General features: G+C 71.9%; 18 protein-coding genes and 2 tRNA genes. 8 read left to right on the top strand and 12 right to left on the bottom strand.

Features of this window, described 5'->3' with window-relative positions; translation table 11 throughout:
* Nucleotides 1-32: 32 nt before the first annotated feature.
* Both GA707_RS14330 and GA707_RS14335 read right to left on the bottom strand, forming a co-directional pair.
* Nucleotides 33-1,457: an HNH endonuclease signature motif containing protein gene (locus GA707_RS14330; RefSeq protein ID WP_152179130.1), complete on the bottom strand. Its 1,425-nt coding sequence runs from the start codon at nucleotides 1,455-1,457 to the stop codon at nucleotides 33-35.
* Nucleotides 1,458-1,543: 86 nt separating this feature from the next.
* Nucleotides 1,544-2,221 (bottom strand): TetR/AcrR family transcriptional regulator, encoded by a 678-nt coding sequence (locus GA707_RS14335; protein ID WP_152179131.1) that lies wholly within the window; start codon nucleotides 2,219-2,221, stop codon nucleotides 1,544-1,546.
* Between the two features lie 142 nt (nucleotides 2,222-2,363).
* On the opposite strand from GA707_RS14335, the gene GA707_RS14340 reads away from it, so the two are divergent.
* The gene (locus GA707_RS14340) at nucleotides 2,364-3,341 is read left to right on the top strand and encodes an NAD-dependent epimerase/dehydratase family protein (protein ID WP_152179132.1); all 978 of its coding nucleotides are present in this window, start codon (nucleotides 2,364-2,366) and stop codon (nucleotides 3,339-3,341) included.
* On the opposite strand, the gene GA707_RS14345 is transcribed toward GA707_RS14340, so the two are convergent.
* Nucleotides 3,285-4,268 carry an acyl-CoA thioesterase II gene (locus GA707_RS14345; RefSeq protein ID WP_152179133.1) on the bottom strand — a complete coding sequence of 328 codons (984 nt, stop codon included), beginning with the start codon at nucleotides 4,266-4,268 and terminating at the stop codon, nucleotides 3,285-3,287. The two genes, GA707_RS14340 and GA707_RS14345, sit on opposite strands and share 57 nt — an antisense overlap.
* Nucleotides 4,269-4,288: 20 nt before the next feature.
* A complete protein-coding gene (locus GA707_RS14350) occupies nucleotides 4,289-6,442 on the bottom strand; it encodes an ATP-dependent DNA helicase RecQ (RefSeq protein ID WP_152179134.1) in 2,154 nt (717 codons plus the stop codon).
* 124 nt (nucleotides 6,443-6,566) lie between these two features.
* On the opposite strand from GA707_RS14350, the gene GA707_RS14355 reads away from it, so the two are divergent.
* Nucleotides 6,567-7,019, top strand: coding sequence for a thioesterase family protein (locus GA707_RS14355; protein WP_226963811.1), 453 nt, complete (start codon nucleotides 6,567-6,569; stop codon nucleotides 7,017-7,019).
* Nucleotides 7,016-7,723, top strand: coding sequence for a hypothetical protein (locus GA707_RS14360; protein ID WP_226963812.1), 708 nt, complete (start codon nucleotides 7,016-7,018; stop codon nucleotides 7,721-7,723). The genes GA707_RS14355 and GA707_RS14360 overlap by 4 nt, the downstream gene beginning before the upstream one ends.
* Nucleotides 7,724-7,876: 153 nt before the next feature.
* Here the strand turns inward: GA707_RS14360 and GA707_RS14365 are convergent, their stop codons facing one another.
* The 7 genes from GA707_RS14365 to pepN are packed head-to-tail and all read right to left on the bottom strand — an operon-like array spanning nucleotide 7,877 to nucleotide 17,005.
* Nucleotides 7,877-9,295 (bottom strand): MFS transporter, encoded by a 1,419-nt coding sequence (locus tag GA707_RS14365; RefSeq protein ID WP_152179136.1) that lies wholly within the window; start codon nucleotides 9,293-9,295, stop codon nucleotides 7,877-7,879.
* On the bottom strand, nucleotides 9,292-10,104 hold the full coding sequence (locus GA707_RS14370) for a glycerophosphodiester phosphodiesterase (RefSeq protein ID WP_152179137.1): 813 nt from the start codon (nucleotides 10,102-10,104) through the stop codon (nucleotides 9,292-9,294). Before GA707_RS14370 ends, GA707_RS14365 begins: the two co-directional genes overlap by 4 nt.
* A gap of 10 nt (nucleotides 10,105-10,114) precedes the next feature.
* Nucleotides 10,115-11,878, bottom strand: a complete 1,764-nt coding sequence (locus GA707_RS14375) for a glycoside hydrolase family 13 protein (RefSeq protein ID WP_370460044.1) — start codon at nucleotides 11,876-11,878, stop codon at nucleotides 10,115-10,117.
* A 42-nt stretch (nucleotides 11,879-11,920) separates the two neighbouring features.
* Complete coding sequence (locus GA707_RS14380) at nucleotides 11,921-13,126, bottom strand: MFS transporter (protein ID WP_152179138.1); 1,206 nt, start codon at nucleotides 13,124-13,126, stop codon at nucleotides 11,921-11,923.
* On the bottom strand, nucleotides 13,123-13,569 hold the full coding sequence (locus tag GA707_RS14385) for a globin (protein WP_152179139.1): 447 nt from the start codon (nucleotides 13,567-13,569) through the stop codon (nucleotides 13,123-13,125). Before GA707_RS14385 ends, GA707_RS14380 begins: the two co-directional genes overlap by 4 nt.
* A complete protein-coding gene (locus GA707_RS14390; protein WP_152179140.1) occupies nucleotides 13,566-14,441 on the bottom strand; it encodes a mechanosensitive ion channel family protein in 876 nt (291 codons plus the stop codon). The genes GA707_RS14385 and GA707_RS14390 overlap by 4 nt, the downstream gene beginning before the upstream one ends.
* The gene (gene pepN, locus GA707_RS14395; protein WP_152179141.1) at nucleotides 14,438-17,005 is read right to left on the bottom strand and encodes an aminopeptidase N; all 2,568 of its coding nucleotides are present in this window, start codon (nucleotides 17,003-17,005) and stop codon (nucleotides 14,438-14,440) included. Before pepN ends, GA707_RS14390 begins: the two co-directional genes overlap by 4 nt.
* A gap of 219 nt (nucleotides 17,006-17,224) precedes the next feature.
* On the opposite strand from pepN, the gene GA707_RS14400 reads away from it, so the two are divergent.
* From GA707_RS14400 to trmB, 4 genes are all read left to right on the top strand, one after another.
* Complete coding sequence (locus tag GA707_RS14400; protein ID WP_226963821.1) at nucleotides 17,225-17,785, top strand: disulfide bond formation protein DsbA; 561 nt, start codon at nucleotides 17,225-17,227, stop codon at nucleotides 17,783-17,785.
* A gap of 10 nt (nucleotides 17,786-17,795) precedes the next feature.
* Nucleotides 17,796-18,269, top strand: coding sequence for a ribose-5-phosphate isomerase (locus tag GA707_RS14405; protein WP_152179142.1), 474 nt, complete (start codon nucleotides 17,796-17,798; stop codon nucleotides 18,267-18,269).
* A 214-nt stretch (nucleotides 18,270-18,483) separates the two neighbouring features.
* Nucleotides 18,484-19,602, top strand: a complete 1,119-nt coding sequence (locus GA707_RS14410; RefSeq protein WP_193315344.1) for a PP2C family protein-serine/threonine phosphatase — start codon at nucleotides 18,484-18,486, stop codon at nucleotides 19,600-19,602.
* A complete protein-coding gene (gene trmB, locus GA707_RS14415) occupies nucleotides 19,599-20,282 on the top strand; it encodes a tRNA (guanosine(46)-N7)-methyltransferase TrmB (RefSeq protein WP_226963813.1) in 684 nt (227 codons plus the stop codon). Before GA707_RS14410 ends, trmB begins: the two co-directional genes overlap by 4 nt.
* Nucleotides 20,283-20,488: 206 nt before the next feature.
* Here the strand turns inward: trmB and GA707_RS14420 are convergent.
* A tRNA-Pro gene (locus GA707_RS14420) sits at nucleotides 20,489-20,562 on the bottom strand.
* Between the two features lie 131 nt (nucleotides 20,563-20,693).
* On the opposite strand from GA707_RS14420, the gene GA707_RS14425 reads away from it, so the two are divergent.
* Nucleotides 20,694-20,767, top strand: a tRNA-Gly gene (locus tag GA707_RS14425).
* Nucleotides 20,768-20,778 lie beyond the last annotated feature (11 nt).

The following is a 20,778-nucleotide window of genomic DNA, read 5'->3' on the forward strand; positions in this document are numbered from 1 at the left end:
CGGCTCAGTGGCGTCGGGTGAGGCGCGTCGGCTCAGGCTGCGACGGCAAGACGCAGCGCGCGTTCGGCGACGGACTCGTTGGGTGCCACGTCGGGGCTGAGGTCGAGCTCCTCGACGTCCGGCGGCGCTCGCCACCCCCAGCCGAGCAGTGGTGGGGCGACAGAGACTGCCTCCTGTCCGGCAGGCGTCCTGACGTCCACGACGTGGGTGCCGTCTCGGGGGCGGACATGTGCCGCAAATCCTGGCGCCTCCTTCACGAGGTTGCAGCGCTGGCAAAGCCCCATGCCGTTGCGGTAGGTGGTCGGTCCGCCTCGTGCGTGCGGATGGACATGGTCGGTCTGGGCGATGGGTGAGTCGCAGAAGGGAGTGCGGCACTGTTGGTCGCGCAGCGCGATCATCGTCCGCAGCCCCGCGGGGAAGGACCGAGCCTGGGAGTCCATGGCGACCAGGTCACGACCGTCGGGCGAGGTGAACAGCCGGCGGTAGAAGGCGTCCACCTCGGGATCGGAGAGCAGCTCGCGGGCGAACCCCGCGGGGACCGGTCCGAGTCCTGGCACCAGTGCCGGCTCATCGTCGGAGCGGGACTGCTCGCCCCAGCCCAGCAGCGACCGGTCGGTCATGACGATGTTCACAGTGACCGGCTGGGCCGCCGTCGGCGCGCGGCCCGTCAGCCGTTCGAGCGCGGTGTCGCTCATGATGGCGCCGAGGCTCCGCTCCCGGCCGTCGCGACCGGACCTCGACTCGTCGTCGACGGAGCCGGCCACCACCGCGAGCGCGTGCGCCTTCAGGGATGCGTGGGCACCGGCCACCTCGGTCATCGGCGCGAGGATGCTCAGGTAGGCCATGCCGTCACCGACCGGGCGCATGCTCACCCGCCGCGACATTCGCGCCTGCTCCATCCGACGGCGGACAGCCTCGGCGTCGATGTCGGCGAGGATCCGCCGGGCCGCGGCTCGGGCGCCACGACTGGACAGGCCAGGAAGATCCGGGCCGATCCGCTCGTCCAGCTCATGGCGCCGGGCCGGGTCGAGATGGGCCGCCTCCCTCGCGATGAGCATCGCCGTCCACTCACTGATGTCGCCGCGCTCGAGAGCCGCCATGGTTCGCGGCAGATGCACGGTGAGCATGACCGCGAGGCGGACGTGCTCATCACCCTGGGATGGGGACTCGTGCCGGGCGAGGGCGACCTGGGAGCCGTACGGCCGGAAGTCCGTAGGCTCGCTGGGCACGGGGTGGATCGGCAGACCCCGCTCAGTGGCGATCGCCGCCGTCAGCCGGGCCTGGGCCGCAGCCGCGGCACCCTTGAGCCGCTCCAGCTCCTCCACCGCGGCCAACCGCTGCGTGTCGCTGAGGGTCGACGGGTCGACCGCCACGAGCCGCGGTCGCATGCCTGCCGGCACCGAGGTCCACTCGGGTGAGTGGTCACCGGTGCCGGGGAGAGGAGGCGACTGCTGCATACCCACAACCCAAGCAGAGCCCTCCGACAGTGCTTGGCCGGTGCCTGGCCGGTGCCTGGCCGGTGCCTGGCCGGTCGCCTATTTCCTCAGTCGAGGACGATCTCCACCGCGGTATCGAGCACGCTCTCGAATAAGACCTCCGGTTCGCTGAACGCGTCCGACCCGAACCCCTCGAACAGCTCGGTCGACACCGCGCCGAGCACGAGCATCCATGCTGTGAGACCCCGGCGGAGGATCGCGCCGCCGATCCCGAGGGCGGTGGTCGCGGGGTCGGCGAGCATGCCGGCCAGGGCCCGGTCCGTGGCGGGCTCTTCGGGCGGGGCGGGCAGGTCGGCCAGCACGGCGAGGAGGAGGTTCGGGACGCGTGTCCCCGCCTCGGTCGTCCGATCGGCCGGCGCGCGGTAGTCGGGGACCGGGGAGCCGTAGATCAGCGCGTAGCGGTGCGGGTGATCGAGCGCCCACGCGCGCGTGGACCGGCCGATCGTGCGGAACCGGTCGGCGGGCGCAACTGCGGCCGACCGGTCCAGGGCCGCCTCCACGGAGTCAGCCATCGAGGTGTAGGAGTCGATGATGAGCAGAGTGAGCAGATCGTCGCGGTCGGCGACGTAGCGGTACAGCGCCGACGGCGTCATGCCCAGGTCACGCGCGACGGCGCGGAGGGAGAGGGCCGCCGCCCCGGTGTGGGCGAGCTGCTCACCCGCGACGCGAAGGATCTCGGCCTCGATCGCGGCGCGGTTGCGGGCCCGGATTCCGTCGACGCTCATGGGTCCACTCTGCCACATCCGAGAACGCTGCACTCTGATGTGAACGGTGCTCTTGCATTTCTTCGCACCTCAGTGAATACTGTTCGCCATAGAGAACACTGTTCACGCTTTGAGTGTGCACCCAGCAGAGGAGAGCCCCACCATGGGAAGGTTCGTCATCATCGGAGCCGGCGGCGTCGGCCGTGCGGCCGCCGCCGCCCTGGCCGAGGCCGGCCACGACGTCACCGTCGTCAGCCGCAGCGGCACCGATCCGGGCATCGCCGGAGTCACGGCCGACGCCGCCGACGCGGCAGACGGCAAGGCCGTCACTCGCATCGCGATCGGAGCGAAGGCCATCATCAACGCGGCGAACCCGCGGCAGTACCACACGTGGGAGCGCGACTGGCCGCCGGTCGCCACCGCCCTGCTCGCGGCCGCCGAGGCCTCGGGGGCCGGCCTGGTCACCGTGTCCAACCTGTACGCCTACGGCCGCGTCGACGCCCCGATGACCGAGTCCACGGCAGTCCGTCCGGCGGGGCGCAAGGGCGAGATCCGCGCACGGATGTGGGCCGACGCGCTCGCCGCGCACGAGGCCGGCCGGGTCCGGGCGTGCGAGCTGCGGGCGTCGGACTACGTCGGCCCGGGTGTGAGCAGGAGGGTCAGCCTTCTGGGCGACTACGTGGTCGGCCCGGTCGCCGCGGGCAAGCCGGCCCGGATGCCGATCGGGAGCCTCGACGCGCCGCACTCGTGGTCGTTCGTCCCGGACGTGGGCCGCTTCGCCGCCCTGCTCGCGACGGACGAGCGGTCCTGGGGACGGGTGTGGCACGTGCCGACGACCGAGCCGCGCTCGGTCCGCCAGGTCGCGGCCGACGTCGCCGCGACCGTCGGCCGGCCGGCGCCACGGGTGACGACCTACCCGCGCTGGCTCATGCGTCTGGCGCGGCTGTCGCCGACGATCCGCGAGCTCGACGAGACGCGGCACCAGTTCGAGCGGCCGTTCGTCCTCGACTCCTCGGCCGCGCAGCAGACCTTCGGGTTCGCCCCGACCGCCTGGCCCGACGTGCTCGCCCGGACCGTCGAGGCGCTAGGGCAGGTCCTTGAGCCGCAGCATGCCCTCCTGGGCGACGGTCGCGACGAGTGAACCGTCGGCGGTGAACATCCGGCCGATCGAGAGCCCCCGGCCGCCCTGGGCCGAGGGCGACTGCTGGGCATACAGGATCCAGTCGTCGGCCCGGGCATGGCGGTGGAACCACATCGCGTGGTCGAGGCTCGCCGCCCGCAGGCCGGAGTGGGACCAGGCCCGCCCGTGCCGCCGCAGGACCGACTCGAGCAGGGAGTAGTCGGAGGCGTACGCGAGGACCGCGTCGTGGACGAGCGGGTCGTCGGGGAGCTCGCCGATGGCCCGCATCCACACGTGGTTCTGCGCGACCCGCTCATGCCCGGGCATGACGAACAGGTTGCCCTCGACGTGCCGCAGCTCGATCGGCCGCGACCAGGCGATGTGGCGGGCGCGCGGGTCGTCGAGGTCGCCGTAGATGTCGCTGAGCGAGGGCACCTCGAGGGGGCCGGGGACCTCGGGCATCTCGTCCTGGTGGTCCATCCCGCCCGCCGGGTCCTGGAAGGAGGCGCTCATCGACAGGATCGGTGCGCCGTTCTGGATCGCGTGCACCCGTCGGGTGGAGAAGGACCGTCCGTCGCGCATTCGCTCGACGCTGAAGGTGATCGGCTGGGTGTCGTCCCCCGGACGCATGAAGTACGCGTGGATCGAATGCAGGCGACGCTCGGTGCCGCCGTTGGACTCGGTGATCGTCCGACCGCACGCCATCACGCCCTGCGCGAGGACCTGACCTCCGAAGACCCGGCCGTGCGGCATCTTCTGGCTCTTGCCGCGGAACAGCGTGATGTCCTCGGCGAAGGTCTCGGGCACCTGGATCGAGCCGGACAGCTCGGTGGGCTGCACGCTGACCTTGGCCGAGCCGAGCTGCTCGAGGTCGAGAGTGGCGAGCAGGTCCTCCAGCGGCCCGGGTGCGGGGCTGTCGGGGAAGGCGTCGTCGGGGGAGCGGGTCACCGGTCCAGCCTAGCCAGCCCTCAGCCGTCGACGGCGAGCGCGAAAGGCAGGACGGCGGGCGCGTGCGCGAGCCGCAGCTCTCGCGCGGCCACGGTCATGGTCCACCGGGAGTCAACGACGTCGTCGACGAGCAGGACCGGACCGGGTATGCGGTCGAGACGCTCGCGCAGGTCGGCGCCGACGACGATGCGCTCCCAGACGCCGGCCAGACGGAACGCGCTGTTGCCCCCCGCCTCGCCGGTCGGTCCGCCGTGGGCGAGCTCGAGGGAGCCGAGGAACGGCAGTCGCCCGATCTCGCTGATGCCGGCGGCCAGCGACTCGACGAGCTGTGGCCGACGCCGTGACGGCATCGCGACGACGGCGACCGGGCGCTCCGCCCAGCCCCACTCGGCGAGGACCGGCACGACCGCCTGGAGCAGCTCGGGGGCGGCGGGCGCGTCCTCGGCGAGGACGGACCGCAGTCGCTGGCCCCAGCCGAGGTCCGAGAGCCGCGCCAGGGCTCGCCCGGGGGCCATCGCCTCCTCCGCCGGGATCCGACCCCGCACGGGGACCCCGAGCCGGTCCATGCCGGTCGGCCACTGGGCCCGGGGCTCGACATCGACGCCGGCGCGGGCCAGCCTGGTGCGCGCTGCGCCGATCGCGGCGTCGGGCACCTCGGTCGGGTACCACGGTCCGGCGCACCGGTCGCAGCGGCCGCAGTCCTGTGCGGTGTCGTCGTCGAGCGACCGCTGCAGGAAGGCCATCCGGCAGCTCGGGCCCTGTTCGTAGAGGACCATGAGGTCCTGCTCGCCCTTGCGGCACTCGGTGACCCGCGCATACCGCTCCGCGTCGTAGACCCAGGGCCGCCCCGTCGCCGTCCAGCCGCCGCTGACCCGGCTGACGGCGCCGTCGACGTCGAGCACCTTGAGGAGCAGCTCGAGGCGGGTGCGGCGCACGTCGACGATCGTCTCGAGGGCAGCGGTCGACAGCGGGCGCCCCGCCTCGCTGAGCGCCCTGATGACCGTCTCGGCCTGCTCCTCGCGCGGCATCGACACGGACGCGAAGTACGTCCAGATGTCCTTGTCCTCCGGCCCGGGCAGGAGGAGGACGTCGGCGCGCTCGGTCGCACGGCCGGCGCGGCCGACCTGCTGGTAGTACGCGACCGGCGAGGACGGGGCGCCGACGTGGACGACGAAGCCGAGGTCGGGCTTGTCGAAGCCCATGCCGAGCGCGGAGGTCGCGACGAGCGCCTTGACCTCGTTGCGCCGCAGGGCGTCCTCGAGGCGCTCCCGGTCCGCCGGGTCGGTGCGACCGGTGTAGGCCGCCACGGAGTACCCGGCCTCGGTGAGCGCCGCGGCGATGTCCTCGGCGGCGGACACCGTGAGGGTGTAGACGATGCCGCTGCCCGGCAGGGAGTCCAGGTGGGCGCTCAGCCACCCCAGCCGCTGTTCCGGGGACATCGAGGACATCACCCCGAGCCGGAGCGAGTCGCGGGCCAGGCCGCCGCGGATGGTGCGGACGTCGCGGTGCCCGGCGTCGCTCGCCCCGAGCTGCTCGACGACGTCGGTGACGACGCGCTCGTTGGCCGTCGCGGTCGTCGCGAGCACCGGCACGGCGGGGTCGAGTCCGGTGAGCAGGTCGCGGATCCGCCGGTAGTCAGGACGGAAGTCGTGGCCCCAGTCGCTGATGCAGTGCGCCTCGTCGACGACGAGCAGGCCCGCGCGGGCGGCGAGGTCGGGCAGCTGCTCCTCGCGGAACCGGGGGTTGTTCAGCCGCTCGGGGCTGACGAGGAGGACATCGACCTCGTCGGCCGCCAGCGCCCTGCGCACGTCGTCCCACTCCTGGGCGTTGGCGGAGTTCATCGTCACGGCCCGGATGCCGGCCCGGCCGGCCGCGGCGATCTGGTCGCGCATGAGGGCGAGCAGCGGCGAGATGATGATCGTCGGACCCGCGCCGGCGGCGCGCAGCAGCGCCGTCGTCACGAAGTAGACGGCCGACTTGCCCCATCCGGTGCGCTGCACGACGAGCACCCTCGCCCGGTCGCGCACGAGAGCGAGCACGGCCTCGTCCTGGCCGTCGCGGAAGTCGACCTCCGTGCCGACGGGCGCCCCGACGAGTCGGTGCAGGGCCCCGCGGGCGCAGGTCAGGAGGTCCTCGGTCGAGGGGTCGGCGGGAAGCTCGAGTGTCGAAGTCATCGCCCCCACCGTATGCGCTGGTCCCGACAGTCCGCCCGTCGTCGTCCACATGGGCGGGCGGAGACGCCGCTGCGCCGTGCCCCGAAGGCGGCCTGGCGAGGCCGTGCCTGAGAGACTGTCCGGCGTGAGCGACTACTTCGTCGACGTGCCGCTGCGGTGGAGCGACATGGACGCCTACGGGCACGTCAACAACGTCCAGTTCCTGCGCCTGCTCGAGGACGCCCGGGTCGTGGCGTTCTCGGACTGGTTCGGCCAGGACCGCTCCCTGGTCGACGAGGGCGTCCTCGTGGCCCGCCACGAGATCGAGTACCTCGCGCCGCTCACCTTCCGCCAGGCGCCGGTCCGCATCGGCATGTGGACGATGCGGATCACGCCCGCGAGCTTCGACGTCGGCTACGAGGTGCGCGAGCCGGCCGGCTCGGACCGCACACCGGACACGGTCTACGCCCGCGCGGAGACGACCCTCGTCCTGTACGACTTCGAGACCGCCCGGCCGAGACGGATGGCGCCGCACGTCAAGGACAACCTGCTCTCCTTCGGCGGCGGCGAGGTCCCGTTCCGGTGGCGACGCCGGTGAGCGCGCCCCCCGGCGACCCGGCCGAGCCGACCATCGACTTCGACGACGCGGCGTCCCTCGCCGACCTCGGCCGCTACGCCCGCAGGGCGCGTGCCCTCGACGAGGAGGCCGCCGTCCGCCTCCAGGCCGACGGGACGGTGCTGGCCGCCTGGGTCGGCGTCCTGCCCGGCAGCGGGATCCTCGGCGAGGGCCTCGTCCTCGGCCTGCGCACGTTCGCGCTCGCGACTCCGACCCGGGTCGACGTCGCCGTGCCCGCGGCCGCCATCACGGACCGCACCGCCCACACCCCCGGACGGTCGACGCTGTCGCTGCCGCCGGTCCACCTCACCCCGTCCTGGGCCTCCCTCACGCCACCGCGCAGCGGCTGGGAGTATGCGGGACGCGCCGACGGCGACGATCTCGCCGCCGTCGCCCGGTCGGGTCTGGAGGAGGTGGCCGCCGCCGTGAAGGAGCACGGTGCCGCCGCCGGGCTGACCAAGCAGCGGGTCTGGGGGGCGATGGTCACCTACAGCAGCTCCGATGCGGACGCCGGGACCGATCGCGCCGCCGAGCACCCGGTCGAGCACCCGGTCGAGCTGCCGTCGGGGGTGGCCCTGGCGGCCTACGCCCTCGGCTTCCTCAGCCCGGGGCAGCCGGTGACGGTCCACCGCACGAACCGCTGGACGCGCGTCAGCGGCCCGGGGGGGCACGTCCTGACCCGCTGAGCCACCCGGCGCTGCCACGGCACCGGTGCGTTCCCTGTCGACCGGTATGTTCTCCCTCAACCGGTGCTCGGCGGCGTGTTCGGCGTGCTGTAGCGCACCAAACATGGGAGAACGCACCACACACGGCAGAGTGCCGCCGGCCGGGCCTCGATCTCAGACCCGCCGGATCCGCAGCCCGGCCACCATGAGCACGAGGGCGGCGAACGCGGTCACCGTCCACATCAGCGCGAACACCGGCGCGTCGGCGCCGGCCTCGGTGTGCAGGGCGGCGAAGACCGCACCGCCGGTCGCGATGCCGAGAACCGAGCCGAGGACGTCGGAGAGGTTGAGCGAGGTGCTCGACTCGCCGTGCTGCTCGGGAGTCGACAGAGCGAGCATGAGCACCGAGGTCGTCGCCGTCGTGAGCCCCATCCCGAGACCCATCAGCGTGACCCCGACGAGAACCCCCCAGAACGGCAGTCCGGCGGCGGCCGTGGCGACGCAGCCGAGGATGCCGACGAGCAGGCCGGCGCCGCCGAGCACGATGAGCCGCTCCCGATGGCCGTCGTAGCGCGGGTTTCCCTGGATCCACGACCCACTGGCCCAGCCGACCGAGCCGATCGCGAGGACGAGCCCGGCCACGGTGATGCTCAGCCCGCGCTCGTTGACGAGGAAGAGTGGCACGAACGATGTCGTCCCGAAGAACGCGAAGGTGGAGAGGAGCCGGGCGGTCATGACCGAGGGCAGTCCGCGCCGGAGCACCCACATCCCAGCAGGGAGGAGGATCGGGGCGACGACCGCGACGCCGAGGACGCCGAGCAGACCGACGACGGTGCGCGGTGACCACTCGAGCACGAGCTCGTAGGTCCCGAGCTGCATGGCCCCGGCCGCCACGGCGAGGGCGAGACCCAGCCACGCCGCCCGCGCGTGCGCGGCCCGGTCGCGCCCGCTCGGACGCGCCCCCTCGCCGGCGGAGATGACGTGTCGGCGGCTCGCGAGGAGCGGCGCGATGACGAGGATCGGTGCGACGACGACCCAGAACACCCAGCGCCACGAGAGCGCTCCGGCGATCCACGCGGCGAGCGTCGGTCCGACGAGGCTCGGCAGGACCCACGCGGCCGAGATCATGCCGAACAGCCGCGGCCGGACGTCCTCGGGGAAGACGCGGCCGATGACGACGTAGAACACGACGACGAGCAGGCCCGCGCCCAGCCCGGCGCCCGCGCGACCGACGAGCAGCGTTGCCAGGCTGTTCGCCGCGCCGCAGACGAGCGAGCCGATCGCCAGCAGCGTCTGCCCGACGAACAGCGCCGGCAGCGGCCCGGACCGGTCCACCCACACGCCGGCCAGCACGATGCCGAGCAGCTGGGCGGTGAGCAGCACCGAGAACGCGAGCCCGTAGCTGCGGACCGCGTCGAGCTCGGCCGCGACCTCCGGCATCACCGTGGAGACCGCCATGGACTCGAAGGCGATCATCGTCACGAGCGCGAGGATCGAGACGGTGACGATCCGGTATGCGGGGGCGAAGGGCCCCTCGACCCGCGGCGGGGGCCGGTCGCGGGTCGTGCGGTCCGACGTGCCGGGGGTGGTCATGCCCCCTGCAGCCCGTGGCCGCGCTCGGCGAGGACCTCGGCGAGCAGGTCGATGCGGTCCGAGACGATGCCGTCGACGCCGAGGTCGAGCAGCCGGTGCAGCTCCGCGGCGTCCTCGATGTCCCAGCCGTGGAACCATACGTGGACGTGCTTGCCGAGACGGTGGGCCGCCCGGACCAGCCCCGGGGTGGCGACCTCGACGGTGCGGCCGCGGATGCGGTGCCGGGCGGGAACCTGCAGGGCCGGCGCCTCGGTCTGCAGCCAGCGGGCCAGGGGCCGGGGTGCCAGCCGCATCCGGACGATCTCCCCCTGGCCGGCCGAGGTCGCGACGCGGCCGCCGAGGAGTCTGCGCACCGTGCGGATCCGCTTGTCCGAGAAGGACGCCAGGCAGACGCGGTCGAGGGCGCCCATCCGCTGGAGGATGTCGATCGTCGGTCCGAGCGCCGAGTCGGCCTTGATGTCGATGTTGAGCGCCACGTCGGGCAGCTCCTCGAGCAGCTCGACGAGGCTCGGGATCGGCTCGGTGCCGCCGATGCGCGCCTGGGCGACCACCGCATACGGCAGCTCCGCGACGGCTCCGGTGGCGTCGGTCACGCGGTCCAGGCGCGGGTCGTGGAACGCGACGACCTCGCCGTCCGCGGTCGCGTGGACGTCGGTCTCGAGGTGGCGGTAGCCGAGCGCGACGGCGTTGCGGAACGCCGTCATGGAGTTCTCGATCCCCGCGTTCGGCGGGTACAGCGTGCCGCCCCGGTGCGCGAGGGCCAGCGGCCCCGCACCCGCGAAGAACGCGAACTCCGCAGCGGTCGCCATGCTCCAGACGTTAGTCCAGCGCGAACCACGCCGCAGAGTCGGCGGCCACGACGTCCGCCGGTGCTGTGGCCGGGTCGATCTCCGGGGCCGAGTGCACGAGCAGCCGGCCGTCGAACGGCACGGGCACGGACTCGGCGCTCTCGTTCAGGACGAGGCCGGTGCGGACCCCCGAACGACTGGTCACGACGTAGGCGAGCACCCCCTCCGGCGTCTCGACCTCGACGATCGAGCCGGCGGCGAGGTCACGCTCGCGGCGTAGACGGAGGAGAGCGCGGTACAGCTCGAGCGTCGACCCCGGCGTGCCGTCCTGGCGGTCCACGGCCAGTTCACCGTAGACCTCCGGCTGGGGCAGCCAGGTGTCGCCGCTCGGACCGAAGCCGAAGCTCGGGCCATCGGCTGTCCACGGCATCGGGATACGGCAGCCGTCACGTCCCAGCTTCGCGTGGTGGGTCCGGTGGTAGGTCGGGTCCTGCCGGACCTCGCCCGGCAGCCTCGTGTGCTCCGGGAGGCCGAGCTCCTCGCCCTGGTAGACGTAGGCGCTGCCCGGCAGACCGAGCATCAGCGTGGTCGCCGCCCGCGCTCGGCGCAGCCCGAGCTCGGCGTCCGGCTGGATGTCGTCCGGACCGATCCCGTTCGGCCGGTGGGTGGGGTCAGGCAGGCCGAAGCGGGAGGCGTGGCGCACCACGTCGTGGTTCGAGAGCACCCACGTCGTCGGCGCGCCGACCTCGTCGTTGCGCGCGTAGGAGTCGGCGATGACCGGGCCGAGACGCTCGGCGTCCCAGCCGGCCTCGAGGAAGTCGAAGTTGAAGGCCTGGTGCATCTCGTCGGGCCGGACGTAGCGGGCCAGCCGCGACGGCGGGCTGACCCACGCCTCCGCGCAGAGGATGCGGTCGGTCGAGGGGTCGCCGGGGGTGGCGTACTCGTCGAGGATCTCCCGCCAGCCGCGGTAGACCTCGTGGACCTCGTCCAGGTCCCACATCGGGCCGGTGCTGGAGTGGATGTGCTCGGGGACGAGCATCTCGCCGCCGTACGGCCAGCTCGGGAACGTCATGTCCTTGAAGAGGGAGTGGGCGACGTCGACCCGGAACCCGTCGACGCCCCGGTCCAGCCAGAAGCGCAGGTGGCCGTGGAAGGCGGCGACGACCTCCGGGTTGTGCCAGTTGAAGTCGGGCTGGGTCACGTCGAAGAGGTGGAGGTACCACTGACCGGGGGTGCCGTCCGCTTCCGTGACCCGGGACCAGCCGGGGCCGCCGAACACCGACAGCCAGTCCGAGGGCGGCTCGGAGCCGTCCGGGCCGAGCCCGTCGCGGAAGATGTACCGCTCACGCTCGGGGCTGCCCGGGGCCGCGGCGAGCGCGGCCTGGAACCACGGGTGCTCGCTCGAGGAGTGGTTGGGGACGAGGTCGATGATGACGCGCAGGCCGAGGTCGTGCGCGGTGGCGATGAGCCGGTCGGCGTCCTCGAGAGTGCCGAAGAGCGGGTCGATGTCCTCGTAGTCCGCGACGTCGTAGCCGGCGTCGTTCATCGGCGAGACGTAGAACGGCGACAGCCACAGCGCGTCGACGCCGAGCTCGCGCAGGTAGGGCAGCCGGTCGATGATGCCGGGCAGGTCGCCGACGCCGTCGCCGTCGCTGTCGGCCCAGGAGCGCGGGTAGACCTGGTAGATCACGGCCGTCCGCCACCAGGCGACGTCGCTTCCCTCGCGGGGAGGTCCGGCGTGCAACGGCGTTGGCTTCGGGCTCACAGGCTTCGGGCTGAGCGTGGTGTCGGTCACCGCGCCTATGCTTCCGGACGTCCGGTCGTACACCAAATGAGCTCAGGGGCGGGGCGTGTGGACGACCACGTCACGTCCGGCGACCAGGCTCGCCAGGCCGAGCGCGGCGGCCAGGGCGAGCATGAAGCCGGCCGGGGCCGCCCACCCGCCGGTCGTCTGGGCCAGCCAGCCGACGACGAACGGTCCGGCGGCGCCGACGAGGTAGCCCACGAGCTGACCCATCGACCCGAGCGCCCGCACGACGTGCTCGTCCCCGCTGCGCAGGACGATGAGGGTGAGGACGAAGGTGAACCCGGCCCCCTGGCCGAGTCCACCGAGGACCGTCCACAGCGGCCACAGGGCTGGTGCGACGATCAGCCCGACGAGGAACGTGCTCCACGACACCGCGATGGTCGCGCCGATCCAGCCCTGGCTGCGCCGCAGCCGGGTCAGCCCGGCGATGGTCAGGGCCGTGGGGATGGCGGTCAGTTGGAACATCCCGAGCGCCACGCCTGCGACGCCCGGGGTCACGTCGGCGCGGTCGACGAGGATCGACGGCAGCCACGTGGTGAGGGAGTAGTACAGCGCGGACTGGCTGCCGAAGGCGATCGCCAGCGCCCAGGCCAGCGGCAGCCGCCAGACGAAGCCGTCCCGGTGCGCGTGGGCCGGCTCCGCGACGTCGGCGGTATGCGCGACTCGCCTCTGCGGGTCCTCTCGCCGCACGACATGGAGCCACCAGCCGACCATCGCGACCGGCACCAGGACGGTCCACATCGCGAGCGCGCCGCGCCACCCGAACAGCTCGGCCGCGGGCACGGACAGCGCCGAGGTCGCCGTCGCGCCGACCGCCATCGTCGCGACGAAGTAGCCGGTGACCCTCCCGGCGCTCAGCCCGAAGTCGCGCTTGATGACGACGGGAACGAGCACGTTGGCGATCGTGATGCCGACGCCGATGACAGCCGTGCCGACCAGCAGCGTCGGGACGCCGGCGACGACCCGGCCCAGGGTGCCGACACCGATGAGGACGAGTCCGACGATGACTGCGCGCCCGGTCCCGAGACGTCGTCCGAGCATTGCCGCCATCGGGGCGGCGAGGGCGAACATCAGGACCGGCAGGCTCGTCAGGAGAGAGGCGCCGGCCTGGGTCAGACCGAGGTCGGCCGAGAGCTCGCCGATGAGTGGCGGCACCGCGGCGATCGCGCCCCGCATGGTGAACGAGACGAGGACGATCGCGAGGAGGATGAGTCCTCGGGACCGCCGGGCGGTCATGGGTTATCGGGGGCTGTGCCGTGAGGTGTCGTGCCGTGGCGCGTCTGGCCGTGGGCTGTCGCGGAGTCGGCGGTGTTGACGAGCATGTGCGCCGCCCGGAGAAAGTAGTCGAGCATCGCCTCGCGGTGCGCCTCGGGCAGGTCGACCCGCTCGACCGCCTCGACCATGTGACGCAGCCAGCGGTCGCGCATGTCGAGCGTGACCGGGTAGGGCGCGTGCCGCATACGCAGTCTCGGGTGTCCCCGCTCGTCGCTGTAGGTGCGCGGACCGCCGAAGTACTGCTCGAGGAACATCCGCAGCCTGCGCTCGGCGGGAGCGAGGTCCTGCTCGGGGTAGAGCGCGCGCAAAGCCTCGTCCCCGGCCACGCCCCGGTAGAACTCGTGGACGAGCTTCTCGAACGTGGGCGCGCCGCCGACCTGCTCGTAGAACGACTCCTCGCTCACGCTCCCGCACCCTGGGTCGTGAGCGGCGGAGGTGGAGGCTGGACGCCCCCCTCGTCGAGGGCGGCCTTGATGCGCTCGCGGAGCTCGCGCTGGACGCCGAAGTGCTCGTTGGCGGCGCACTTGGCGAAGGTGCGGATCGTCATGGTCGTGCCGACGATGGACTCGACGCCGACGACGTTGGGCTCCTCGAGCAGCTTGCTCCGCCACGCCGGGTCGGTGTCGAGCTCGTGCGCGACGCGCTCGATGATGGCGATGACGCGCTCGGCGTTCTCGGCGTAGGACACCGAGGTGTCGACCATCGCCACGGACCAGCCCTGCGACCGGTTGCCGATCCGGATGACCTCGCCGTTGCGGATGTACCACACGACGCCGTTGGCGTCGCGCAGCCGAGTGATCCGCAAGCCGACTTCTTCGACGGTGCCGATCGCCTCGCCGGTGTCGATGACGTCACCGACGCCGTACTGGTCCTCGAAGATCATGAAGACGCCGGACAGGAAGTCCTTGACCAGGCTCTGGGCACCGAAACCGAGGGCGACGCCACCGACGCCGGCGGAGGCCAGGACGGGCCCGAGCGGGAGGCCGAGGAGCGCCATCACGGTGAGGACCGCGATCGTCGCGATGGTGAAGGTGGTGATGGATCGCAGGAGCGATCCCAGCGTGCTGATCCGCTGGTTCTGCCGGTCCGGGTTGACGGCGGCTCGCTCGGGCCGCTCCTCGTCCGCCCGTCGATTGCGCGCCGTGACCGTCGCGACGATCCGGCCGATGGCCCGGTGCAGCAGCCACCGGCCGACGATCGCGGCCACGATGACGAGGACGATCCGCAGCCCGACCGTGATGAGCCACTCCTGGACGGTCGCGATCTCGATTGTCATGAGTCCTCCGCGTCCCTCTCCTGGGCGCGCAGCGCGCGTTCGACGGGGTCACGGTTCTCGGTGACGAGGCGCCGCAGGGACGGCTCGGCCTCGGTGTGCTCGGCGAGCCACGCGTCGGTGGCCTCGACGAGCTCACGCGAGGCCAGCGCCCGGGGGTAGAAGCCCTGGACGACAGCCTCGAGGATGGCGTGCGAACCCTTCTCCTCGACGTGCTGGAGCATGTCGTGGAAGCGCCCGATGTAGGGGCGCAGGAGCTCCGGGTCCGCGCCGGGACGCCCGAAGCCGAGCGCGATCGCGCCGACGACGGCATTGGGCAGGTCGTTGCCGACGACCGCGGCCTCCCACGCCTCGGCCTTGGCCGGCGCGGTCGGGCGGGCGGCCCGGGCCCGCGCCGCGCGCTCACGGCCGGTGGCGGTGTCCTCGCGCTCGCGCTCGTCCCGGATGGCGTCGGCGTCGGCGTTCCCGGCGGCGGTCATCGCGGTGAGCAGCGTCCAGCGCATCTCGAAGTCGACGACGAGGCCCTCGAGGGTGCGCGAGCCGTCAAGCAGGGCGGCGGCGAACGAGGTGTCGTCGCCCTGGCCGGTCACCGCGCAGGAGGCCATCACGAGCTGCAGCTGGGCGTCGCTGCCCGGCTCGGCTTCGGTCGCGAGCTGCCAGAACGCGTCACGCACCCGGACCCGGGTCTCCTCGCGGCGGGCCGGCTCGACATACGAGAACAGCGCCGTCTGCAGCTGCTGGATGAGGGTGCGCAGCAGGGTCGAGTCGGTCTCGCCGGGGACAGTCTGCAGGACGAGGTCGATGAAGGACCGGGCCCCCATCTCCGCGTCCCGGGTCATGTCCCACGCCGAGGCGAGGAAGAGCGCCCGGGGCAGGGACGAGGTGAAGCCGCGCGGGTAGGTCAGGCCGGTCTCGAGCGAGTGCCGGTCGAGGCGGATCTTGCAGTAGGCGAGGTCGTCGTCGTTGACGAGGAGCAGGTCGGGCATGGGTCGCCCGACCAGCTCGGGCACCCCCGTGCTCGCGCCGTCGACGTCGATCTCGATCCGGTCGGTGCGCTCCAGACGCCCCCGCTCCACCGCATACAGACCGATCCCGAGACGGTGCGGGCGCAGCGTCGGGTGGCTCTGCGGGGCGGTCTGCTCGATCACGGCCGAGGTGATCGTCCCGGAGTCGTCGATGTCGAGAACGGGGCGCAGGGTGTTCACACCGGCGGTCTCCAGCCACGCCGCCGACCAGGAGTGCAGGTCCCGACCGGAGGTGCGCTCGAGCTCGCGCAAGAGGTCGGCCAGGGTCGTGTTGCCCCACGCGTGGTCGGCGAAGTAGGCGCGCAGGCCGTCGCGGAAGGCCTCGCGGCCGACGTAGGCGACGAGCTGCTTGAGGACCGAGGCCCCCTTGGCGTAGGTGATGCCGTCGAAGTTGACCTCGACGTCACGCAGGTCGCGGATCTCGGCGACGATGGGGTGCGTCGTCGAGAGCTGGTCCTCGCGGTAGGCCCAGTCCTTCTCCATCGTCCCGAACGTCGTCCACGCGTCGGCCCACCGGGTGGCCTCCGCCTGGCAGGTCGTCGAGGCCCACTCGGCGAACGACTCGTTGAGCCAGAGGTCGTTCCACCATTTCATCGTCACGAGGTTGCCGAACCACATGTGCGCGAGCTCGTGCAGGACGGTCAGGGCGCGGCGCTCGACGAGCGCCTGCGGCACCTTGGAGCGGAAGACGTAGACCTCGTTGAAGGTCACGCAGCCGGCGTTCTCCATCGCGCCCATGTTGTACTCGGGCGTGAAGATCTGGTCGTACTTCTCGAACGGGTACTCGCAGTCGAACTCCTCCTCGAAGAACGCGAAGCCGCGCTTGGTCACGTCGAAGATGTTGTCGGCGTCGAGGTAGGGCGCGAGGGACTTGCGGCAGAAGATCCCGAGCGGCACCTCGCCGCGGCGGCTGGTCACGCTGTCGCGGACGACGTCGTAGGGTCCGGCTACCAGGGCGGTGATGTAGCTCGAGATCCGCGGGGTCGGGGCGAACCGCCACACCGTGCGCGCCCCGCCGTCGGGTCCGGCGCCGGTCGGCTCCGGCTCGGGGGTGGGGGAGTTGGAGATCACCTGCCAGTGCGCCGGTGCGGTGACGTGCAGCTCGAAGCTCGCCTTGAGGTCGGGCTGCTCGAACACCGGGTACATGCGGCGGCTGTCGGGCACCTCGAACTGGCTGTACAGGTAGACCTCGCCGTCGACCGGGTCCACGAAGCGGTGCAGGCCCTCGCCGGTGTTCGTGTATGCGCCGGTCGCCCTGATCGTGACCGTGTTCTCGGGTGCCAGTCCGGGGAGCCGGACCCGGGAGTCCGCGAAGTGGTCCGCGGGGTCGAGGGAGGCGCCGTTCAGCACGATCTCGTCGACGGACTCGCCGACGAAGTCGACGAAGGTCTCGGCTCCTTCCTCGGCCGTGAAGGCGATGGTGCTCGCCGTCGCGAACGTCTTCTCGTCGGTGGTCAGGTCGAGCTCGATCCGGTAGGTCGAGACCGAGACGAGAGCGGAGCGGGTGGACGCCTCGTCGCGGGTCAGGTTGGTGCCGGGCACGGGTGGAGATCTCCTTCGGGGCGGTGCTGTGAAAGGCCCAGCCATCCTTCCACGAGCCAGGACGGCGACGTGCATCGTGATTGGATGGGCGCCATGACTGCGAGCACTGCTTCCGTCTCCGACACGAGTGATGACACTGCGCACGACGACACCTCGCGCGACGACACCTCGCGCGATGCCGCCGAGTTCTGGTTCGACCCGCTGTGTCCGTGGGCCTGGATGACCTCCCGCTGGATCATGGAGGTCGAGAAGGTCCGTCCGATCGACGTCACGTGGTCGGTCATGTCCCTGTCCGTGCTCAACGAGGGCCGGGACCTCCCCGAGGACTACCGGGCCATGCTCGACAACGGCTGGGGCCCGGTGCGGGTGGTCATCGCGGCCGCGAAGGAGCACGGACGCGACGTGGTCAAGCCGCTCTACGACGCCATGGGGGAGCGCATCCACCATCAGGGCATGCAGGACCTCACCGCCGTCGTCGAGCAGGCGCTCGCGGAGGTGGGACTGCCGGCCGAGCTCGCCGACGTCGCGTCCGGTGACTCGGTCGACGACGAGCTGCGAGCCTCGCACGCGAGGGCGATGGAGCTCGTCGGCGACGACGTGGGCACGCCCGTCATCGCCGTCAACGACGTCGCGTTCTTCGGTCCCGTCGTGACCCCCGCCCCCAAGGGGGAGGCGGCCGGACGGCTGTGGGACGGCTGCGTCCTCGTCGCCGGGACCGAGGGCTTCTTCGAGCTCAAGCGGACTCGCACCGTCGGTCCGATCTTCGACACGACCGACTGAGAGGGCGGCCATGACGCGTGTCCACATCGGTGGCGACCACGCCGCGTACGACCTGCTGAACGATCTCGTCGACATCCTCGCGACCGACGGCCACGACGTCGTCAACCACGGGCCGTTCGAGTTCGATGCGGAGGACGACTACCCGGTCTTCGTCCTTCGCGCGGCCGAGGCGGTGGCCGCCGACCCGGATTCCTTCGGTGTCGTGCTGGGTGGGTCCGGCAACGGCGAGCAGATCGCCGCGAACAAGGTCGCCGGGGTGCGCGCCGCGCTGTGCTACTCCGACGAGCTGGCTCGCCTGGCGCGTGAGCACAACGACGCCAGGGTGATCTCCATCGGTGCGCGGATGAACACCGTGGAGCAGGCCCGCACGATGGTGCGCACATTCTTGTCGACGCCCTTCAGCGAGGGTGAGAGACACAGCCGGCGGCTCGCGATGATCGCCGCCTACGAGTCCGACGGGACACTGCCCGAACCCGCTGAGTGACTTCTGCGCACTGTGACCGCCGTGGGCGATGGACGCGGGTCACTCCGGCGCACCGTCGGAGACGCCGAATACATCGCCAACAGCCCTGACCCGGCTCGGATCTCGAACGATGCGCTTCGGCGCCGTTACCGTTTCGTGTCCGACGGCCTTTCGCTCGGCAGCGCGCGCCCGTAGCATGACCTTCGTCCCTGGCTACCGTCACGAAGGTGTGTTAATGATCGTCGACCACGAGCTGACGACGGACGCGCGCATCGCGCGACTGCCCGCCGTTCGCACCGTGCGAACGGTCCGCCGAGCCCTCGGCCCCATGGGCACCCAGCTGCTGGTCCTGACGATCACGCTGATCTGGACGGCCGTGACCTTCTACGGTCTGGTGGTCCACGAGCCACACACACCGTGGGCGTCACTCATCGCGATCGCCGTCTTCGCCGGGCTGTTCCTCGCCCCGCGCTATCTCATCGTCGCCTACGCGACGCTCCTGGCCGCCATGCTGTCCGCGCGGTTCGTCTTCGACAACACCAAGCCGGCCTTCCTCGGCGCGCTCGTCGTCTTCCTCGCCGTCGCGTCCCTGATGTTCTGGGTGGCCCGGTCCAGGGCGCGTATCGGGGTGCAGGGGATCGGCGGAGACCGGATCCTCGTCGACCTGCGCGACCGGCTCCGCCGGATGGGGGAGCTGCCGGCTCTGCCGCGTGGCTGGTCGGCCGAGTCGGCCGTCTACAGCGCAAACGGTGACTCGTTCTCCGGCGACTTCGCCGTCGCCTCGCTCAACCCGTCCTCCCAGCGTCTCGAGGTCGCGCTCGTCGACGTGAGCGGGAAGGGCACCAAGGCGGGCACCCGGTCGCTGCTCCTCTCGGGCGCCTTCGGCGGACTCCTGTCGGCCGTCTCACCCGACGAGTTCCTCGGTGCCGCCAACGGCTTCCTCGGTCGACAGAAGTGGCGTGAAGGTTTCGCCACCGCGGTCCACGTCGCCGTCGACCTCGAGACCGGCGCCTACTCCGTCGGATCCGCCGGCCACCCACCCGCGCTGCACCTGTGCGCCTCGTCCGGCGGCTGGTCGATGGTCCCGGCCGGCGGCCCGCCGCTCGGCATCGTCGACGATTTCCACTACCGCCGCGTCGAGGGTGTCCTCGCCAAGGGCGATGCCCTCATGCTCTACACCGACGGACTCATCGAGGACCGCGACAGCGAGCTCGACGACGGAATCGACCGTCTGCTCGGCCAGGCCGAGCGGGGCCGATCCGTCGGGTTCTCCGGACTGGCGGACCATGCATGCCGCGTCGCCCGCTCGGGATCCTCCGACGACCGCGCCGCGGTCGTCATCTGGCGCGAGTGACGGTCCACGGCACTGAAGGCCCCGCGCGTGACTGGATCCGCTCGTACGCGGCCCGGCGCGGGCGCCGCTCGGCCCTGACCCAGGAGCGGATGGCGCGCTTCCTCCCGCAGCGACGGATCCCCGAGGGTCCCCTCGACCAGGAGGCCGCGTTCGGGCGGGTCGCTCCGTTGGTCCTCGAGATCGGGTGCGGCCACGGAGCGGCGGCCATCGCATACTGCCGGACCCACCCGGACCACGACCTGCTGGCGGTCGACGTGCACACCCCGGGCGTCGCCCGGATGATGGCGGCCGCCGACGAGGCCGACGTGCCGAACCTGCGGGTCGCGATGGGGGACGCTGTGTTTCTGCTGCGGGACCGGCTGACACATGGATCGCTGCACGCGGTTCACCTGTTCTTCCCCGACCCGTGGCCCAAGAAGGGGCACGCCAAGCGACGGTTCGTCTCGGCGCTCACTCTCGACCTGATCGCAGACCGACTCGCTCCCGGCGCGGCGCTGCTCGTCGCGACCGACCAGGACCACTACGCCGAGCACACGCTCGCTGCGCTCGAGGGGCACGATGGGCGCTGGGACGTCGTCGTGGGGGAGCGGCCGACGTGGCGACCGACCGACGGCTTCGAGGCCAAGGGCCTGCGCGCCGGACGCGTCATCCACGACATCCGCGCGACACGTCCTGGCTGATCCGCGTTTGGTGCGAAGTCATCAGTTCGGCGTGATGTCTCGCACCGGTGGGGGGCGCAACGCACCGGTTGCCGGGTCTGTCGGGGTAGCCGGACGCCGACGTCACGTTCCGCCCTCCTTCGTCGGGTGGTCCGCTCCGTCTCCCGGCATCCGGCTCCCCGACAGCAGGACGAAGTCGACGCTGGCGCGTCGCTTCGTCCTCGCCGTCGGGGTAGCCGGATTTGAACCGGCGGCCTTCCGCTCCCAAAGCGGACGCGCTACCAACCTGCGCCATACCCCGGTGCCGAGCGGGCGCATCATCGTGTGGAGCCCGACGAAGCGGGGACCGATGGACGATTTCACCGAGCGCGGCAGCGGCCATTAGGCTAGCCCTTGCTGTCAGTGCGGCCAAACGGCTGCTCGACCGCGCCCGCGGGTGTAGCTCAATGGTAGAGCCCCAGTCTTCCAAACTGGCTACGCGAGTTCGATTCTCGTCACCCGCTCCATCCCGGGCCCG

Origin of the sequence: Nostocoides sp. F2B08 (assembly GCF_009184895.1) — a bacterium.
Taxonomy (GTDB): domain Bacteria; phylum Actinomycetota; class Actinomycetes; order Actinomycetales; family Dermatophilaceae; genus F2B08.

Excerpts from the sequence above, each read along its gene's own strand:
- GA707_RS14330 (WP_152179130.1), bottom strand. The coding sequence starts at position 1,457 with ATGCAGCAGTCGCCTCCTCTCCCCGGCACCGGTGACCACTCACCCGAG.
- GA707_RS14335 (WP_152179131.1), bottom strand. The coding sequence starts at position 2,221 with ATGAGCGTCGACGGAATCCGGGCCCGCAACCGCGCCGCGATCGAGGCC.
- GA707_RS14340 (WP_152179132.1), top strand. The coding sequence starts at position 2,364 with ATGGGAAGGTTCGTCATCATCGGAGCCGGCGGCGTCGGCCGTGCGGCC.
- GA707_RS14350 (WP_152179134.1), bottom strand. The coding sequence starts at position 6,442 with ATGACTTCGACACTCGAGCTTCCCGCCGACCCCTCGACCGAGGACCTC.
- GA707_RS14365 (WP_152179136.1), bottom strand. The coding sequence starts at position 9,295 with ATGACCACCCCCGGCACGTCGGACCGCACGACCCGCGACCGGCCCCCG.
- GA707_RS14370 (WP_152179137.1), bottom strand. The coding sequence starts at position 10,104 with ATGGCGACCGCTGCGGAGTTCGCGTTCTTCGCGGGTGCGGGGCCGCTG.
- GA707_RS14380 (WP_152179138.1), bottom strand. The coding sequence starts at position 13,126 with ATGACCGCCCGGCGGTCCCGAGGACTCATCCTCCTCGCGATCGTCCTC.
- GA707_RS14390 (WP_152179140.1), bottom strand. The coding sequence starts at position 14,441 with ATGACAATCGAGATCGCGACCGTCCAGGAGTGGCTCATCACGGTCGGG.
- GA707_RS14400 (WP_226963821.1), top strand. The coding sequence starts at position 17,225 with ATGACCTCCCGCTGGATCATGGAGGTCGAGAAGGTCCGTCCGATCGAC.
- GA707_RS14405 (WP_152179142.1), top strand. The coding sequence starts at position 17,796 with ATGACGCGTGTCCACATCGGTGGCGACCACGCCGCGTACGACCTGCTG.
- GA707_RS14410 (WP_193315344.1), top strand. The coding sequence starts at position 18,484 with ATGATCGTCGACCACGAGCTGACGACGGACGCGCGCATCGCGCGACTG.